Origin of the sequence: Streptomyces sp. HPF1205 (genome assembly GCF_020400825.1) — a bacterium.
Lineage (GTDB): Bacteria > Actinomycetota > Actinomycetes > Streptomycetales > Streptomycetaceae > Actinacidiphila.
Genome location: NZ_JAINVH010000028.1, coordinates 68,496 through 84,925, shown reverse-complemented (window position 1 = coordinate 84,925; position 16,430 = coordinate 68,496). Strand labels below are relative to the sequence as shown.

The window sequence follows — 16,430 nt, the reverse complement described above, 5'->3', positions numbered from 1 at the left end:
GGCCCGTCGGCCGCACCCGGGATGACCGGAAAGGTCAGAGGCAGACGAGCGTGCTGAGCGAGCTGACGCAGCTCAGCAGGCTCAGGGAGCTGTCGCCGTCGCCGCCGTTGTGACGGTCGGCGGGCTCCAGGTTCTGCAGGTCGAGAAGGGCCATGACAGTGTCCTTTCACTAGACGGTTGGTGGTGCACGGCCGGCGGCACGGGACCGGGGCCGGGTTCAGGAGCCGCCCGCGCCCGCCATGGGGGCGAGGGGCGGCAGGAAGGGCAGGCGGGCGGTGTGCCCGCCGTCGCCGGCGCCGTTCGCGGCGGCGACGGCCAGCAGGCAGCCGGCCGTGCCGGTGGCCAGGTCCATGGACAGGCGCATCATCTGGTGGCCGGGGAAGGCGAGGTGCCCGCGGTAGTCCATGCCGTACCAGCCGAGGGCGCCGATCTGCGCGGCCAGGGCGCCGTCCGGTACCGGGGCGGTGGTCCTGGCCAGGTGCAGCACCATGCCGGCCCGGCCGGCGAACAGGGCGGGTTGCGCGTACAGCCGCGAGGTGGCCGCGCGGACCACCGCGCCGCGGACCTCCTGGAAGCGGCCGGCCGCGGCGGGGTCGCCCGCGTCGCCGCGGCCGGCCAGGCCGAGGTAGTCGTCCAGGACCATGCCGATGCCCACCCCGCCGTCGCCGAGGTACGGCATGGTCCGCCAGCCCTCGTCGACCTCCAGCGCGCCGTTCTCCGCGGTCACGCACATGTCGAGGTCGAGCCCCAGGGCCCGGGCGGCGTGGTCGAGCAGGGCGGGCGCGCCGGTGTGCTCGTACAGCCGCAGGAAGAGCAGGGCGGGGCCGGTGGCGCCGCGCAGCAGGCCGGCCCGGCGGGGCGGGGCGTTCCTGGCGGGAGCCGGCGTCGGCGCGTCGGCGAGGGCGGCCAGGCGTCCGGCGACGATGCCGGCGGCTTCGAGCGCGCGCTCGCGCAGGTCGGCCTCCCCGGTGGTGCGGGCCAGGTGGTCCAGCACCAGCCCGATGCCGGCGAGCCCGCCGTGCAGGTCGGAGGACAGCCGCTGCCAGTTCTCGCCGAGCAGCGTGCGCGTCAGTTCCAGGGCCCGCTCGGTGTGGCCGAGCCGGTCCAGGACGTACGCGATGCCGGCCACCCCGTCGTACAGCCCGAGCGCGATGCCGTTCGGCGGCGGGGCCAGCCGGTCCAGCAGCCACCGCTCGCCCCGCTCGTACCGTGGCAGGCCGCTCTCGGCGAAGGCGTAGAGGACGCCGGCGGCGCCGTTGGCGAGGCCGAGGCCGCCGCCGTCCGCGAACTGGGCGATGTCCCCGGGGAACAGCCGGTCCTCGCGGTCCGGGGTGGCCGAGGCGAGGATCGCGTCGGCCATGGACTCCCGGGCGGCGGGCCAGTCCGCGGGGTCGGCGGGCGGACGGCGCGTGCCGCGGCCGGGCGCGGGGGTGGCGGTGATGAGGGCGGGCGCGCCGTCGGCGGGCTCGGGGGAGCCGGCGGGCTCGTCCCGGGTGATCTCGGCCACCGCCTCGTCCAGGAAGGCGCGCGGCACCGGGAACTCGGCGGCGATCACCTCCGCGAGGTGGGCCGCCTTGCCGCGGTCGACGGCGAGGAGGGTGGTGACCGGCAGGAACAGGGCCAGCCGCAGGCAGGCCAGGGCGTACCGGTCGACGTCGGTGCCGCGGCGGTCGGGCGGGGCCACGAAGCCGGGGTGGGCGACGGACTGGCGGCCGCGGTCGGAGGCGGGCGCGGCCGCCTCGAAGTCGAGCAGCGCGACGGACTCGTCGTCGGGGCCGACCATGATGTTGAACATGTGCAGGTCGTTGAAGACGATGCCGCGCGAGTGGACGGCGGCGACGGCGCGTTCGACGCCCGCGTGGATGCGCAGCGCCCAGTCGGTGTACGCGGCGACCGCGTCCGGGTCCGGCTCGGGGGTGAGCAGCGGGTGGCGGTGGGCGAAGAAGGAGTTGAGCGGCTTGCCGTCGAGGAAGTCCATCACCAGGAAGCGGTGGTCGCCCACGGTGAACCAGTCGCGCACCTCGGGGGCGACGCCGAGCCCGGACAGCCGCAGCAGGGCGTCGCGTTCGCGTTCCAGCCGCGCCACCGCGTCGGCGCCGTCGGCGGCCAGCCCGGCGTGCGGGCGGCCCTCCTTGAGCACCACTTTCGCGCCGGTGCGCGTGTCGGTCCCCTGGTAGACCCCGCCGCCGTTGGAGAAGTGCAGCGCCGACTCGATGCGGTACGGCAGGTCGGCGACGGTGGTGGCGTTGCGCGCCTCCAGGTGCGGCCGCAGGAATTCGGGCAGCGTCACCCACTGCGGCACGCGGAAGGCGGGCGACCGGTCGTCGGGGACGAGCACGCCCTCGGCGTTCTCGACGGCCGGTACGAGGGTGCCGCGCTCGCCGACGCAGTACCGCCGGGCGAAGGCGCCGTAGCGCACGTAGAGCGGTCCTTCGCGCCAGCGCAGGTCGGTGAGGATGTACGGTCCGTGCTCGCCGGCGAGCAGGTCGTCCAGTTCCTCCAGGACCGTCCGCAACTGGTCCTCGTCCGCCGGATAGACGGTGACGAATTTCCCGCTGGTGTCGCGGCCGGCGTATTTGGAATTCCGCAGGTGCAGCAACTGCGGGCCGGGCACGAATTTGAACGGGACGAGCCGCGGGACGCAGTAGTCCCACACCTTCGCGGCGACTTTGTCGGCGTTGTCCAGGGCGGCCGAGACGTGGATCTTCCAGCCCTGCGGCGGGTGGCCGCCGGCCGTCTCGGGCGGGTCGATGTGCAGCCAGTCGCCGTGGCGCGTGCTGCGCCAGCCGGCCGGGATCTCGCGCTGCGCGGTCTCGAAGAGCGTCATCGCGCCGCCGCTCGTCAGGGCCGCGGGCACCTCGGCGGGGAGCCGGTCGAGGCTCTCGTAGAAATACCGGTCCGCGATACAGAAAACCTCGTAGCGATTGTCCATCGAACCCTTCCCCACGAGCCTTCGGCCCGGGAGGAATCCAGAGCCGGCGACGGACAAAGATTTCCACGCCGCCGGCGGCGGGAGAAGTCACCGATGTCATCTCATGGGCATGCGGAACGCACGGTTCCAGCCGGGCGCGCCGCACGGCCCCCGGGGCCGGGCCGGCCCGGGACCACGGGCAATGGTCCACCCGGTGCAACATGACTGCCCGACAAGGGAGTTGACTGGTCCCGTACGCACGACCCGGGTGGCGGCGCGACGGCGGTTTGGGGCAATAATGCCCCTCTGCAACGTTGTCGCCGAAATTTCCAGAAACGATCTGGACCCCGAGAGGGCGGAACGGCACACTTTTGAACCAGCATCAAGAAGGGACACCATGCCGCTCAGAAGCACCGCAACCGCCCGCCAGGAGCGCCTCGGTGCGGAGCTGCGGAAGATGCGGGAAGCGGCCGGCATCACCGCTCGCGACACCGCCCGCCTGCTCGGCACCGACCCGGCCAAGGTCAGTCATATCGAGGCCGGCCGGCTGGGCGTGAGCGAGGAGCGGTTACGGCGGCTCGCCGCGTTCTACGAGTGCGGCGACACCGCGCTCATCGACGCGCTCGTCGCCATGGCCAACAGCCAGGGCCGCAAGGGCTGGTGGGAGACCTACCGCGGAGTGGTCCCCGCCGCGCTGCTCGACGTCGCCGAGCTGGAGCACCACGCGGTTCACCTGCGCAGCATCCAGATCACGCACATCCCGGGCGTGTTCCAGACCGAGGACTACACCCGTACGGTCTTCGGCTACGCCATCCCGCCGCTGCCGGACAACGAACTGGAGGCGAGGGTGGCGCACCGGCTGGAGCGCTCCGGCGTGCTGTACCGGGAGGCCGCGCCGCCGTACGAGGCGCTGGTCCACGAGGCCGCGCTGCGCATGCGCTTCGGCGGCAGCAAGGTGGCCAGGGCGCAGCTCGAACACCTCCAGGAGCTGAGTCATCTGCCGCACATAAGCGTGCGGGTCATCCCGTTCGCCGCGGACGGCCACATCGGATCCGGCCACGCGATGCTCTACGCGAGCGGGCCGGTCCGCCAGCTCGACACCGTCCAGATCGACTCGGCGCACGGCGTCACCTTCCTGCACTCGGCCCCGCAACTGGCCAACTACCGGGTGCTGTACGACACGCTCGCCGCCGTCGCCCTCGACCGCCCGCGGTCCCGAGATTTCATCCACGCCATTTCCCGAGACCTCTGAAAGGCCGCCCATGACCGTGCCCCTGATCTGGCAGAAGTCCACGTACTCGCAGGAGCAGGGCGACTGCGTCGAACTGGCCGCACACGGGGGCGCGGTCCTGCTCCGGGAGAGCGACAACCCGGGTGTGGTGCTGCGCACGACACGCAGGAACCTGGCGGTCTTCCTCCAGGTCATCCGGCAGGGTGCGGTGAAAGGGGGACCGCCGGGGAAGTGAGCGCCGGGCCGCGGCGCACCGGCCGCCGACGCGGGGGCGGACCGGCTGCCGGTGGCGCGGCGCACCGGCCGCCGGGGCGAGGACGGGCCGGACGCCGCCGCCTGGTCGGGGGCGGCCGGTGGCGCCGGGGCGGGTCGGAGGGGGTCGGGCGCCGCGGGTTAGGGTGAGGGGCTCCCACGCACCCCGAAAGGCCGACACCTCATGTCCCTGCGCCGTGCCGCCGCCGTCCTCACCCTCGCGGCAGCCACCTTGCTGACGCCCCTCGCCGCGGCTGCCGCCACGCCGCCCGCGGGGCTGTACGGCGCGGCCGACCCGACCTACGACGGCGTCTGGCGGCAGAGCTACGCCCTGCTCGCCCTGCACACCGCGGGGGTGACCCCCTCCCCCGCGGCCGTCGGCTGGCTCACCGGACAGCAGTGCGCGGACGGCGGGTTCCCCTCGTTCCGCGCCGCCACGGCGACGCCCTGCGTGGCCAAGGCCGAGGACACCAACGCCACCGGCCTCGCCGTCCAGGCGCTGGCCGCGCTCGGCGGCCACACGGCCGCGGTCACCAAGGCGACCACCTGGCTGGCGTCGGTGCAGAACGCGGACGGCGGCTGGCCGTACAACCCCCACACCCCCTCGGACCCGGACTCCACGGCCGTGGTGATCGGCGCCCTGAAGGCGGTGGGAACCGATCCGGCCACGCGCACCTCGGCCTCGGGCAAGAGCCCCTACGACGCCCTGCGCGGCTTCCAGTTCGGCTGCTCGGCCAAGGTGGCCGACCGGGGGTCGTTCGGCTACCCGATCAACGGCAAGCTCTCGGTGAACGCCAAGGCGACGGTGGACGCCGTGCGCGGCGCCCAGGGCGCCGGATTCCTGGTGAGCCCGCCCGCGGCGGACACCCGGCCGGCCGCACCCGGGTGCGCGGGCGGCAAGGACGCCTATGCCGCGCTCGCCCCCAAGGCGAGCGGCCAGGCGGGCGCCGCATATCTCGCCGGCCTGCTCACCAAGGGCGGCGGCCACCTGACGGCGGTCACCCCCGGCGCCACCACGCCGACCCCCGACTACAGCACGACGGCGGACGCGGTCGCCGCCCTTGCCGCGACCGGCGACCTCAGCACCGCCAAGGCCACGTACACCTGGCTCACCGGCCACGCGACCGCATGGGCGCACGCCAACCCCGCGGCGCTGTCCCAGTTGATCCTCGCCGCCCACGCGGTGGGCGCCGACCCGCGCGACGCCGCCGGCGCCGACTGGGTGCGGCAGCTCACGAACCTCGGCCCGGCCCCCGCCAAGGCGGCGGACTCCTCGCCGGCGCCGGCGTCCGCGTCGGCTCACCACTCCGCCAAGCACGGCGGCTCGGCCGTCGGCACCTGGGTGATCGTCGGCGTCGCCTTCGTCGCGAGCGTCGGCGTCGGCATCCTCCTCAGCGCCCGCAGGCGACGCGGCTGATGCGCCGGCCCGCCCGCGTCACCCGTACCGTCCGCGCCCTTCCGGCGGCGGTACTCGCGGCAATGGCCGCGCTTGTCCTCGTCACCTTGGCTGCGGCCCCCGCCCGGGCCACCGGCTACCGGTACTGGTCGTACTGGCTGCTCGGTGCGGACGGCGCCTGGACGTACGCGCAGACCGGGCCCGCCTTCCACACACCCCATGACGGGGACGTGGAGGGGTGGCGGTTCGCGGTGAGCCGGGACGCGGCCGACAAGGCCACCCGGCCGCGCGAGACGCCCGCCTTCGCCACCGTGTGCGCCCACACGCCGCCGGCCCCCGGCCGCAAACGCGTCGCCCTCGTCATCGACGCCGGTACGGACGCCGACGCGCCCGCCGGCGAGACACCCGCGCGGGGCCCGCGTACCGCCTGCGCCCGGGTGCCCGAGGACGCCAGCTCCGCCGACGCCTTGGCGGCCGTGGCCAAGCCCCTGCGCTACGACTCTTCCGGCATCCTGTGCGCCATCGACGGCTACCCGGCGGCCGGCTGCGGCGAGCAGGTGTCGGCGAAGGGCGGGTCGGACGGCGGGTCGAACGGTGACGCCGCCGGCGGGTCGGGCGGCGGGTCGGGCAAGGGCCCGAACGGCGGCTCCGGCAAAGGCTCCGGCGACGGTGCCGGTGCCGGTGCGCCGTCGGCGGGTCGCGCGTCCGGGCACCATGGCGACGGCCCCGCCCTGGGCCTGTACGCGGGGGGCGGCGCCGTGCTCCTGCTCGGCGGAGCCGCCGTATGGCAGGCCCGCCGCCGCCGCTCGTGACGCTCCGGGGGGCGCCCCGCGCCGACCGGGCCAACGCCCTGCACGCGGGCGCCTGGTGGCTGTGGGCGCTGGGCCTGGCCACGGCCGCCTCGCGCACCACCGACCCCCTCCTGCTCGCCCTGGTGGTGGCGGTCGCCGGGTACGTCGTGGCCGCGCGTCGCACCGACGCGCCGTGGGCCCGCTCCTACGGCGCCTTCCTGCGGCTGGGGCTCGCGGTGCTCGCCATCAGGCTGTTCTTCGCGGTGCTGCTGGGCTCGCCCGTGCCGGGTACCCATGTGGTGATGACGCTGCCCGAAGTGCCGCTGCCGCACTGGGCGCAAGGGGTGCGGCTGGGCGGCCGGGTGACCGCGGAGGGGCTGGTGTTCGCGTTGCGGGACGGGATGAAGCTCGCCGCGCTGCTGGTCTGCGTCGGCGCGGCGAACGCGCTGGCCAACCCGGCCCGCCTGCTCAAGTCGCTGCCCGGGGCGCTGTACGAGGCCGGTGTCGCCGTCGTCGTCGCCATGACCTTCGCCCCGCACCTGGTCGCCGACGTCTCACGGCTGCGCGCCGCCCGCCGCCTGCGCGGCCGCGACGACCGCGGCGTGCGCGCCCTGCTCCAGGTGGGCCTGCCGGTGCTGGAAGGCGCGCTGGAACGTTCCGTCGCGCTGGCCGCCGCCATGGACGCGCGCGGATACGGGCGCACGGCCCACGTCCCGGTCCGCGTGCGGCGCGCGACGGCGGCGCTCACCCTCGGCGGCCTGATGGGCGTGTGCGCCGGGACGTACGGGCTGCTGTCCGCCGCCGGTTCCGGCTACGGCCTGTGGGTGCTGCTGGCCGGCCTGGCCTGCGCGCTGGCCGGGCTGCGCCTGGGCGGCCGCCGTTCGGTCCGCACCCGGTACCGCCCCGACCCGTGGGGGCCGCGCGCCTGGCTGGTGGCCGGCTCGGGCGTCGCGGTCGCGGCGGCGATGATCGCCGCCTCCCGGTACGCGCCCGGCCCGCTCGACCCGCCCGCGTACCCGCTGACCGCCCCCACCCTGCCGCTGTGGCCCGCGCTGTCCGTCCTGGTGGGCCTGCTCCCGGCGTTCGTGGCCCCGGCCCCCGCGAAGGAGGCGCGCCCGTGATCCGGTTCGAGGACGTCACGGTGACCTACGAGGGCGCCGCCGCGCCCGCCGTGCGCGGCATCGACCTCACCGTCCCGGAGGGCGAACTGTGCCTGCTGGTCGGCCCGTCCGGGGTCGGCAAGTCCACCCTGCTGAACGCCGTCAGCGGCCTCGTACCCCACTTCACCGGCGGCCGGCTGTCCGGCAGGGTGACGGTGGCCGGGCGCGACACCCGTACCCACAAGCCGCGGGAACTCGCCGACGTCGTCGGGACGGTCGGCCAGGACCCGCTGTCCCACTTCGTCACCGACATCGTCGAGGACGAACTCGCCTACGGCATGGAGTCGCTGGGGCTGCCGGCCGAGACGATGCGCCGCCGCGTCGAGGAGACCCTGGACCTGCTGGGCCTGGCCGACCTGCGGGACCGGCCGATCGCCACGTTGTCCGGCGGCCAGCGGCAGCGGGTCGCGATCGGCTCCGTCCTGACCGTCCACCCCTCGGTCCTGGTCCTGGACGAGCCGACCTCGGCGCTGGACCCGGGCGCGGCCGAGGAGGTGCTGGCGGTCCTGCAGCGGCTGGTGCACGACCTCGGCACGACCGTGCTGATGGCCGAGCACCGCCTGGAGCGCGTGGTGCAGTACGCCGACCAGGTCGTGCTGCTCCCCTCCCCCGGCGCGCCCGCGCTGGCCGGCCCGCCCGCCGACGTCATGGCCGTCTCGCCGGTCCAGCCGCCGGTGGTCGCGCTGGGCCGGCTGGCGGGCTGGTCGCCGCTTCCCCTGTCGGTACGGGACGCCCGCCGCCGGGCCGCGCCCCTGCGGGAACGCCTGGCCGGCGCGGCACCTGACGCCGGGGCGGCCGCGGCCGGACCCGTTCCCGGCACACCCCTCGTACAGGTCAGGGGGCTGGCGGTGCGGCGCGGCCGGCGCGAGGTGCTGCGCGGTGTCGGCCTGGAGGTGCGGGCGGGCGAGACGGTGGCGCTCATGGGCCGCAACGGCGCCGGGAAGTCCACCCTGCTGTCCACCCTGGTGGGCCTGCACACCCCCGCCTCGGGCACGGTGGACGTCGGCGGCGCTGTCCCGCACCGCACCCGGCCCGCCGAGCTGGTGCGCCGCGTCGGCCTCGTCCCCCAGGAGCCGCGCGACCTGCTGTACGCGGACACGGTCGCCGCCGAGTGCGCCGCCGCCGACCGCGACGCCGCCGCGGCCCCGGGAAGCTGCCGCGCCCTTGTCGCGGAGCTGCTGCCCGGCGTTCCGGACGACGCCCACCCGCGCGACCTGTCCGAGGGCCAGCGCCTGGCCCTCGCCCTGGCCGTGGTCCTCACCGCCGAGCCCCCGGTGCTGCTGCTGGACGAGCCGACCCGCGGCCTCGACTACGCCGCAAAGTCCCGCCTGGTCGCCCACCTGCGGGCGCTCGCCGCGGCGGGGCACGCGATCGTCCTGGCCACGCACGACGTGGAACTTGCCGCGGATCTGGCGCACCGCGTCGTCGTCCTGGCCGACGGCGAGATCGTCGCCGACGGCCCGGCCGCCGAGGTGGTCGTCTCCTCCCCCGCGTTCGCGCCCCAGGTCGCGAAGATCCTCGCCCCGGCTCCCTGGCTGACGGTCGGCCAGGTCGCCCGCGCCCTGGAGGCGGCGCCGTGACCGCGGCGCCCGGGCCGGCGGCCGGGGGCCGGGCGGCCGCGCCACCCGCGCCCCTTGCCGCGAGGGCCGCGCGGACCCGGCTCGACGCCCAGGTGCGTCCGGTGCGCCTGGGCGTACGGTCCGCGGCCGTGCTCGCGCTCGTGTCCGCGGTGGGCGCCGCCGCCTTCTGCTGGCCGCTGCTGGCCGCGCACGGCTCCGCCGTGGCCGCGCACAGCGCCGACGCGCCCTGGCTGTTCACGGCGCTGCTGCCGCTGCTGGTGGCCGTGGTGATCGCCACGATCGCGGACACCGGCATGGACGCCAAGGCCGTGGCGATGCTGGGGATGCTGGCGGCGGCCGGGGCCGCCCTGCGGCCGCTGGGCGCGGGGACGGCCGGGATCGAGCCGATGTTCTTCCTGATGGTGCTGTCGGGGCGGGTGCTCGGGCCCGGCTTCGGGTTCACGCTGGGCTCGCTGACGATGTTCGCCTCGGCGCTGCTGACCGGCGGGGTCGGTCCGTGGCTGCCGTACCAGATGCTCGCCATGGGCTGGGTGGCGATGGGCGCCGGGCTGCTGCCGGGCGCCCATCGCCTGCGCGGCCGGGCCGAACTCGCCCTGCTCGCCGGGTACGGGGCGGTGTCCGCGGTCGCGTACGGCACCGTGATGAACCTCCAGGGCTGGCCCTACATCGCCGGGCTCGCCTCGGACATCTCCTACGACCCGCACGCCTCCCTGGGCACGAACCTGGCCCGGTTCGCCACCTACTGCCTGACGACGTCGCTCGGCTGGGACCTGCCCCGCGCCGCCCTGACCGCCGTCCTCTCCTTCGCCCTCGGGCCCCCCGTGCTGCGCGCCTTGCGCCGGGCCACCCGCCGAGCGGCGTTCACCGCCGCCGCGTCCTTCGACCCGCCGGCCGCCGGGCCGTCCGGCGGGCCCGACGGGTCCGGCGGGTCCTAAGCGACGGTGAGCAGGTGCCGGGTCATGTCCCGGTACCGGGTCAGCGCGATCCGCAGCTCCTCCGTGCCGGCCGCCTCGCCGTCCCGCGTGTTCCAGCTCTCGCGCAGTTCCCGGCGGCGCTCGGCGAGCAGCCGCGCCAGACGTTCGACCGTCTCCTCCAGTACGGCGTCCGCGTCCTTCACGGCGCGCCGCGGATCGTCCACGAAGCCGCCGACGGCCCGGTCCATGCGCCGCCCGAGCCGGTCCATCTCGGCGACGGGGTCCGTCTCCTGCCCGGCCGGGGGCCCGGGCGGAGCCCCGGCGGCGGAGGCCGGAGCTGTCGCGGGTGCTTCGGACGCGGGTGATTCGGACGCGGGTGTTTCGGACGGGGGTACGGGCGCGCTTCCGGCGCCGGGCTCTGCGGGCTCCGGGACGCCGGGCTCCGGGACGCCGGGCGCGGGGGCGCCGGGCTCACGGAGGAGGCCGGGCGTCGGGTTGCCGGACTCCGGCGCGCGGGCGGGGGCCGCCCCGGCCTCGGCCTCCGGCCGGTCCTGGTCCTCGCGGACCGCCCGCTGTTGCTCGCGTTCCTGCTGTGCGGTCATCGTCCTCGTCTTTCTGGGTCCTGGGGCTGCCGGCGGCGGGCCGCGGGTGCGCGTGCCGCGTGTACGTATGCCTATGCGCGTGCGTGTGCGTACGGGTCGGGGAAGGCGCTCCGGGAAGGGATGCCGTCGCCTCCCCGGAGCGCCCGACCTGTGGTCCCCGGTTCTTTGGATTCCGCGAAGTCCGCGAAGTGCCCGAAAGGGTGTGCGCGGTCGTGGTGTGGCGGTGCGTCAGGCCTGGTCGCCGCCGTGGCCGCCGCGCCGGCCGCCGGTCAGGCCGGCGAACCGCTGGGCGAGGGGGCCGCCGCGGCGGCCGGGTCCGCCGGCGAGCGCTTCCTCCCTGTCGGCCGCGTCGGGGTCGGCCGTGCCCGCCGGGTCCGCGCCCCGCGTCCCGTCCGCCTCGGGGCCCTTCTCCAGGGAGGGTGCCGCCGCCGCGCCCGCGGTGACGGGCGCGGTCGTCCCGGCCGCGGGGACCGGTTCGGGGCTCACGTCCTCGACGAGCACGTCGAACAGGGCGCGCGCGCCCAGCAGCGCCTGCCGCAGCTCCTCCGTCGCCTGCCGTCCGACCGGGCCGTGCTCGGCCAGCGCGTGGGCGTGCCGGTAGCCCTGGATCTCGTGCGGGTGGTGCACGGAAAGGGCGTTGAAGTGGTCGGGCGAGTCGGCGCCGGGGAAGCCGCGTTCGGCCGCGAGCCCGGCCAGCAGCCGGTCCGCCTCGTTGACGGCCGCCGCCGGCTCGTCCACGAACCGGGTCTGCACTCCCGCCCAGCTCGTCATGTACCGGTCGCGGTCCTGCGCGGACAGCGGCTCGCGCCGGAGCCCGCCGAACCGCTTGACCCGTTCGCTCAGTTCCCGCCGCGTCGCCTTCACGTCGCCGTCGTTGCGTGCCAGTGCCCGCTCGTATTCCGGGCCGAACCGCCGCTTGACCCCCATCGTGCTGCCGCCGCCGCGCATCATGGCCATCGCCGCGGCTATGGCGCACACCACGACGGCCGCCACGACGACGACGGCGATCACCGCTCCTGTGGACATCACGTGCCTCCCGTCTCTCCCCGCTCTCCCCGGTTCGCGTTGCCGCTGCCGGTGCCGCCAAACTCCGATTCCGGCCAAGGGCGCAGAGGCCGGGGGGCGATGACGGGATGTCCGGCCCCCTGCGCGCCCCCCGCGAGGCCGCGTACGTCCCGGCCGGGAGGGTCAGGCCGCGCGGTCGGCCGCCGTGCCGTGGGAGGTACGGCGGTGTACCCGCGGCTCGGGGCGGTCGGTGTCGCCGCCGCACAGCTCGGTACTCAACTTGTTGACGAGCGCGGCGAGTTCGGAGTGGGCCGCGGGGTCCCAGTCGCCGAGGAGTCCGGCCAGGACGGAGCGGCGGGCCTCGACCAGGCGGTCGGCGAGCAGCAGACCGGACTCGGTCAGCCGCAGCGGGTTGCCCTCCCGGGTCGCGTAGCCGCGCGACTCGGCCTCCACGGCGGCGGACTCGATGAGCGCGGACGGCACGGTGGTGTGCTCGGCGAGCTCGACCGGGTCGTCCTCCCCGTCGCGGGCCAGCCGCAGCAGCAGCCAGCTCGTGGCCGGGTGGATGTCCAGACCGGCCATGTCGGTGATGCGCCGGTACAGGTCGTGGCGCGCCTCCCGGCTGCCCAGCAGCGACAGGCAGCGGGCGATCTCGTCCAGGGAGGAGCGGTCGACCGGGTTGGTGCCGATGGTCTCGCTGGCGTCGGGCACGGTCACCGTCCCGCGCAGCGGCTGCTCCTTGAGGAACCAGGACAGGACGAAGGCGGCGAGGGCGACCGGCGCCGCGTACAGGAACACCGTGGTGATCGAGGTGGAGTACGCGTGCAGCACCGGCGCCTTGATCGCCGACGGCAGGCGGGCGACGGACGTGGGGTCGGCCTGGAGGGAGGCCGGGCGGAAGCCCGGCGGCACCGGCACTCCGCGCAGGGCGGAGACCAGCTTGTCCCGGAGCTGGTTGGTGAAGACGGTGCCGAAGACGGACACCCCGAAGGACGCGCCGATCGAGCGGAAGAAGGTGGCGCCGGAGGTCGCCGCGCCGAGGTCGTCGTAGTCGACGGCGTTCTGCACGGCGAGCACCAGCACCTGCATCACCAGGCCGAGCCCGAAGCCGAAGACGAACAGGTACAGGCTCAGCAGCCAGGTCGCGGTGAACTCGTCGAGCCGGTGCAGCAGCAGGAGTCCGACGGTGACCACGGCGGTGCCGGCGACCGGGAAGACCTTGTAGCGCCCGGTGTGGCTGACGATCTGGCCGGAGCCGGTGGACGAGATGAGCAGGCCCACGACCATCGGGATCAGGTGGACACCGGACAAGGTCGGCGAGTAGCCGTGCACGACCTGCAGGAACGTCGGCAGGTACGTCATCGCGCCGAACATCGCGAAGCCGACGACGAAGGAGATCGCGGAGCACAGGGTGAAGGTGCGCACCGTGAACAGCCGGGGCGGCAGCACCGGTTCCGCGGCGCGGCGCTCGACGAACACGAAGAGCGCGACGAGCAGGACGCCGGCCACCGCCAGGCCGACGATGCCCGCCGAGCCCCAGGCCCAGGTGGTGCCGCCCAGCGAGGTGACCAGGACCAGGCAGGTGGCGGCGGCCGCCACCACGCCCATGCCCAGGTAGTCGATGCGGTGGCGGGTACGGCGGGCCGGAATGTGCAGGACCGCGGCGATCACGGCGAGGGCGACGGCGCCGATCGGCAGGTTGACGTAGAACACCCAGCGCCAGGAGAGCTGCTCGGTGAACACTCCGCCCAGCAGCGGCCCGAGCACGCTGGCCGCGCCGAACACGGCGCCGAACACGCCCTGGTAGCGGCCCCGGTCGCGGGGCGGCACGATGTCGCCGACGATGGCCATCGACAGGACGATGAGGCCGCCGCCGCCCAGCCCCTGCACCGCCCGGAAGGCGATCAGCTCGCCCATCGACCGGGCGACCCCGCACAGCGCGGAACCGAGCAGGAAGAGCACGATGACCGCCTGGTACAGCCGTTTGCGGCCGTACATGTCGCCGAGCTTGCCCCACAGCGGCGTCGCCGCGGTCGAGGCCAGCAGGTAGGCGGTGACGACCCAGGACAGGTGGTCGATGCCGCCCAGGTCGCTCACGATCGTGGGCAGCGCGGTGGACACGATGGTCTGGTCGAGGGCCGCCAGCAGCAGGCCCAGCGCAAGCGCGCCGATCGCGAGACGGACCGCCCGCTTGTCCTGGGGCTCGCCCGCCGCCGCCGCGGGAGCCGCGGCGGCGGATGTGTCCTGGGCCATGGAACAGCTCCCTCGCCTCGATCCCCCGAGGTCCGGATCTCCCGGCCTGCCCGGCCCGGGAGGTCCCCGGTCCGGTCTGTCCCGGCCGGACGTCCTGGGTCCGGTCTCTCCTGACCGAACGTCCTGGGTCCGGATCCCGCCGGTCCGGATCCCGCCCATCCCGGACGCCGGCGGCCCCGGACCCCACTGGACCGCATTCCCACTGGTCCGGATTCCCACTGTTCGAACGGGTATGACCCACGGGTCGCGGTCGGTTCCGCGCGGGGCGCGAGCCCGGCGGGAAGGGGAACGTCTGCGCGCCGGGACCCGCAGTGGGCATAATCGCCCTGGCTTCACGAACAAGTGAACCCATCGTGGGAGGGGACCCAGTGGCGTCGCAGCAGGAGAAGGGGGCCGGGCGGGGGCGGATGCCGGACGGGCCGGCGCGGGAGCGGGACGTGCCGCGGGCGCCGGGCGCGGCGGCCTTCCGTGACGACCCGGACACGCGCGGCGACCACGGCCTCGACGCGGTAAGCGGCGCGGCCGTCGGCACGGACGCCGCCGGGGACATCGGCGAGGCCGACCCGGAGGCGGGCGAGAGACGCGCGGCCGAGCGATCGGCCCGCCGCGCCGAGGCGGTCGCGGCCGCCGAGGGCTTCCATCCGCTGCGGGTCCGCCCGTACGTGGCCGAGCCGTCCGCCGCGGCGGAGGCGCCCGAGGACGAAGCGGCGCGGACCGGCCTCCTGCCGCTGCCGGAGTTCCCCGAGGAGCCGCCCACGGCCGAGCTCGCCCGGGTGCCGCTGCTTCCGCTGACCGAGCGTGACACCGCGTACGAGAGGGAGGCGGCCGCGGCTGCCGCCGTCCGCGGCAGGCACCGGCGCCGCAGGCGGCGGATCGTGGTGGCCGCGGCAGCCGTGGCCGCGTCGGCGCTGGCCGCGGGGGCGGTCGCGGTGACCGGGCAGATCGTGGGCGAGGAGGAGGGCGGTACGGATCTGGCGCAGCCGGACCGTACGACCTCCGTGCCCGACGTCCAGCTGCCCACCGACGTGGCCACCCCGAGCACCCACGCGGCGCCGCCGGCCGCGAGCCGCGGGCATGCCGCGCCCGCGAGGCCGACGGCGCCGAGCGCGAGTCCGTCGTCCGCGTCGCCGAGTCCCACGCCGTCCCCGGCCACCCCGTCGACCGCGCCCACCCCGTCCGGCACGCCCACCGCGTCGGCCCCCGCCTCGCCCTCCCCCACCGCGCCGTCCCCTTCCCAGCCCCCGCCGACCGGCGCCTCGCCGAACGGACCGCTGACGCCCGCCCCCTCCGCCGTCCTGCGGCTCGGCGACTCCGGCCCGCAGGTCGCCGACCTCCAGCGCCGCCTCACCCGGGTGTGGACCTACCACGGCCCCGTCGACGGCCGGTACGGCGAGTGGACCCGCCAGGCCGTCGCCACGTTCCAGTTCTGGTACGGCGTCACCGCCGACCCCTCCGGCGTCTACGGCCCTGCCACCCGCGCCGCCCTGGAGAACGCGACGGGCGGCCCCTACCACCACTGATGGCCACCGACCGCCACCGGCCACCGCCCCGGCCGCGGACCGGCGGGCCGCGGTTCGGGCGGCGACCGGCCGGAAGGCGTCCCGCGTAGACTCGTCCGGGTGCCAGCGCCCTCCTTCGGCCTCGACCGGTTCCAGCTCGTGCTGCTGCGCCGGATGGCCGACCACCGGCCGGAACTCGTGGACGACGCCCTGCGGACGCTCGGCGCGAGCCACACCGACCTGCGCGAGGCCCACAAGCGGTGGCAGGCGCGCGTGCACTCGCGGACGTTCCCCGGCGGCGCGCAGCGGTACCGGACCGCGCTCGGGCCGCCGCGGGAAGAGACGCTGCGGCGGGTCGGCGACCTGACCTGCACGGGGCTGCTGTGGCCGGTGCCGCTGTGGCCCGACCTGCGGTTCGAGGTCCTGTGCGCTCCCGGCGGCGCGGTCTGGAACGAGTGGCTGGTCCGCGCCCCCGGTACGCCCCCGCCGCCGCTGCGCACCGCCGCCGACCTGGTCCCCTGGTCCTGCACGGTCGACGACGCCGCCCGCGCCTTCCCGCCCGCGACCCCCCTGCCGCCGGACGCCCCGACGCGCTCCCGCCTGGCCCTGACCGTCCCGGGCACCCCCACCCGCGTGTTCGCGCACTTCACCTGGGGCCTGCTGCAGTACGTGTCCGACGAGCGCTGAGCCGCCCTCCCCGCCGGGTCCGGCCCGTCCGGGCCGCGCCCCCGCCTGGCCACCCCCTGCCCGTAACCAGGCCGTCCCCTGCCCGCACCCAAAGCGTCGTCGCCCGTTCCCCGGAAGCACTGGCGTCCCCCGCGGCCACTTTGTATAGT

14 protein-coding genes are annotated in these 16,430 nt (G+C 75.9%); 9 read left to right on the top strand and 5 right to left on the bottom strand.

Going from position 1 to position 16,430, the window contains the following annotated elements:
• Positions 1-34: 34 nt before the first annotated feature.
• Entirely contained in the window at positions 35-154 is a 120-nt protein-coding gene (locus K7G61_RS26740; RefSeq protein WP_225849550.1) for a SapB/AmfS family lanthipeptide, read from the bottom strand.
• A gap of 63 nt (positions 155-217) precedes the next feature.
• Complete coding sequence (gene lanKC, locus K7G61_RS26735) at positions 218-2,932, bottom strand: class III lanthionine synthetase LanKC (RefSeq protein ID WP_225849549.1); 2,715 nt, start codon at positions 2,930-2,932, stop codon at positions 218-220.
• 376 nt (positions 2,933-3,308) lie between these two features.
• Here lanKC and K7G61_RS26730 point away from each other — a divergent pair, with 376 nt between their 5' ends.
• The 7 genes from K7G61_RS26730 (at position 3,309) to K7G61_RS26700 (ending at position 10,256) form a co-directional block, all read left to right on the top strand.
• Positions 3,309-4,163: a helix-turn-helix transcriptional regulator gene (locus K7G61_RS26730; protein ID WP_225849548.1), complete on the top strand. Its 855-nt coding sequence runs from the start codon at positions 3,309-3,311 to the stop codon at positions 4,161-4,163.
• 10 nt (positions 4,164-4,173) lie between these two features.
• Positions 4,174-4,377 carry a DUF397 domain-containing protein gene (locus K7G61_RS26725; RefSeq protein ID WP_225849547.1) on the top strand — a complete coding sequence of 68 codons (204 nt, stop codon included), beginning with the start codon at positions 4,174-4,176 and terminating at the stop codon, positions 4,375-4,377.
• Between the two features lie 201 nt (positions 4,378-4,578).
• Positions 4,579-5,811 carry a prenyltransferase/squalene oxidase repeat-containing protein gene (locus tag K7G61_RS26720; RefSeq protein WP_225849546.1) on the top strand — a complete coding sequence of 411 codons (1,233 nt, stop codon included), beginning with the start codon at positions 4,579-4,581 and terminating at the stop codon, positions 5,809-5,811.
• Positions 5,812-5,873: 62 nt separating this feature from the next.
• On the top strand, positions 5,874-6,602 hold the full coding sequence (locus tag K7G61_RS26715) for an SCO2322 family protein (RefSeq protein ID WP_225849545.1): 729 nt from the start codon (positions 5,874-5,876) through the stop codon (positions 6,600-6,602).
• Complete coding sequence (locus K7G61_RS26710; RefSeq protein WP_225849544.1) at positions 6,575-7,702, top strand: energy-coupling factor transporter transmembrane protein EcfT; 1,128 nt, start codon at positions 6,575-6,577, stop codon at positions 7,700-7,702. The genes K7G61_RS26715 and K7G61_RS26710 overlap by 28 nt, the downstream gene beginning before the upstream one ends.
• Entirely contained in the window at positions 7,699-9,321 is a 1,623-nt protein-coding gene (locus K7G61_RS26705) for an ABC transporter ATP-binding protein (protein ID WP_225849543.1), read from the top strand. The genes K7G61_RS26710 and K7G61_RS26705 overlap by 4 nt, the downstream gene beginning before the upstream one ends.
• A complete protein-coding gene (locus tag K7G61_RS26700) occupies positions 9,318-10,256 on the top strand; it encodes an ECF transporter S component (RefSeq protein WP_374204242.1) in 939 nt (312 codons plus the stop codon). The genes K7G61_RS26705 and K7G61_RS26700 overlap by 4 nt, the downstream gene beginning before the upstream one ends.
• Here K7G61_RS26700 and K7G61_RS26695 read toward each other — a convergent pair.
• The 3 genes from K7G61_RS26695 to K7G61_RS26685 all read right to left on the bottom strand — a co-directional run bounded on the left by K7G61_RS26695 (position 10,253) and on the right by K7G61_RS26685 (position 14,095).
• Positions 10,253-10,837 (bottom strand): hypothetical protein, encoded by a 585-nt coding sequence (locus K7G61_RS26695; protein ID WP_225849577.1) that lies wholly within the window; start codon positions 10,835-10,837, stop codon positions 10,253-10,255. The two genes, K7G61_RS26700 and K7G61_RS26695, sit on opposite strands and share 4 nt — an antisense overlap.
• 228 nt (positions 10,838-11,065) lie before the next feature.
• A complete protein-coding gene (locus K7G61_RS26690) occupies positions 11,066-11,863 on the bottom strand; it encodes a hypothetical protein (RefSeq protein WP_225849542.1) in 798 nt (265 codons plus the stop codon).
• A 162-nt stretch (positions 11,864-12,025) separates the two neighbouring features.
• Complete coding sequence (locus K7G61_RS26685; RefSeq protein WP_225849541.1) at positions 12,026-14,095, bottom strand: MFS transporter; 2,070 nt, start codon at positions 14,093-14,095, stop codon at positions 12,026-12,028.
• A gap of 368 nt (positions 14,096-14,463) precedes the next feature.
• Here K7G61_RS26685 and K7G61_RS26680 point away from each other — a divergent pair, with 368 nt between their 5' ends.
• Together K7G61_RS26680 and K7G61_RS26675 are read left to right on the top strand one after the other, a co-directional pair.
• Positions 14,464-15,615, top strand: coding sequence for a peptidoglycan-binding protein (locus K7G61_RS26680; protein ID WP_225849540.1), 1,152 nt, complete (start codon positions 14,464-14,466; stop codon positions 15,613-15,615).
• Positions 15,616-15,714: 99 nt separating this feature from the next.
• The gene (locus K7G61_RS26675) at positions 15,715-16,281 is read left to right on the top strand and encodes a hypothetical protein (RefSeq protein ID WP_374204241.1); all 567 of its coding nucleotides are present in this window, start codon (positions 15,715-15,717) and stop codon (positions 16,279-16,281) included.
• Positions 16,282-16,430 lie beyond the last annotated feature (149 nt).